Source organism: Pseudoalteromonas sp. A3 (genome assembly GCF_025942345.1).
Lineage (GTDB): Bacteria > Pseudomonadota > Gammaproteobacteria > Enterobacterales > Alteromonadaceae > Pseudoalteromonas > Pseudoalteromonas atlantica.
In genome coordinates this window covers 1-1,206 of record NZ_JAPCKL010000030.1, presented here as the reverse complement: position 1 = coordinate 1,206, position 1,206 = coordinate 1, and the positions used below count along the sequence as shown (strand labels likewise).

Here is a 1,206-nt window from a genome sequence, read left to right as displayed (position 1 = left end):
TGTACTAGCTCAGACTTGATCTGACAGTTACCCGTTTTTTAATCGGTGACTGTCAGTCTAGATTTGAGCTAAATTTTTCTCAGCCCAGATCAATTTTCCATCTAATAAAGTTTCTAATGGCGTTCTGCCACAGCATATTTTTCCTTGATGAGTTCGGTCATTATTGTAATAAATCATCCATTCGTCCAGATCCTTTTGCAATTCCTCTAATGAGCAATATAGCTTTTTACGGAATGTAACTTGATAGAATTCATTGAGTATCGTTTTATGGAAGCGTTCGCAGATACCATTTGTTTGCGGTGACATAGCTTTGGTTTTTGTATGATCGATATCATTAATAGCCAGATATAACTGGTAATCATGATGTTCGACTTTGCCACAATATTCAGTGCCTCTATCGGTTAGAATACGTAGCATAGGAAGCTCGTACTGTTCGAAGTACGGCAGTACTTTGTCGTTGAGTATGTCAGCCGCAGTAATTGGCGTTTTCGTGGTGTAGAGCTTAGCGAACGCTACTTTGCTGTATGTATCAACGAAGGTTTGTTGGTAGATACGCCCAACGCCTTTGAGATTACCCACGTAAAATGTATCTTGAGAGCCTAGATAACCTGGGTGAGCCGTTTCAATTTCACCACACGCTTCGTCATCATGTTTTTTCTTTTCAAGCGCAGCTACTTGAGCGTCGGTGAGAATGATACCTTCGTTAGCAACTTTATTTTCTAGTGCCTTGAGACGCTTTTTGAAGTTCTCTAGGTCATGACGTAGCCATATTGAACGAACACCGCTGCCAGAAACGAATACGCCTTGTTTTCTGAGTTCATTACTCGTTCTGTGTTGGCCATAAGCTGGATAATCGACAGCGTATTTAATGACGGCTTGTTCAGTTGCTTCATCAACTCTATTTTTTAAGTTTGGCGCTCTACGACTTTTATCAATTAACGCATCAAGTCCACCGTCTTCGACGAGTTCTTGATATCGATAAAATGTATCACGGGATACGCCCATCACTTTGCAGGCTCTTGATACGTTGCCAAGTTCTTCTGCAAGATTAAGTAAACCCGCTTTGTGTTTAATAATTGGATTGTTAGTATGTAGCATGAGAGTTACCTCTTATATGTTTTGATTTAAAGATTCGACACCTTTTATCAAAACGGGTAACTCTCACTTTTTCAAGTTGATGTGTCAGATCTTGTCTGAACTAATACA

The 1,206-nt window shown here is 39.9% G+C and carries 1 protein-coding gene; it reads right to left on the bottom strand.

Annotation, left to right across the window (positions count from 1 at the left end):
- Window positions 1-57 precede the first annotated feature (57 nt).
- Window positions 58-1,098 (bottom strand): IS481 family transposase, encoded by a 1,041-nt coding sequence (locus OIZ54_RS20235; RefSeq protein ID WP_264391150.1) that lies wholly within the window; start codon window positions 1,096-1,098, stop codon window positions 58-60.
- Window positions 1,099-1,206 lie beyond the last annotated feature (108 nt).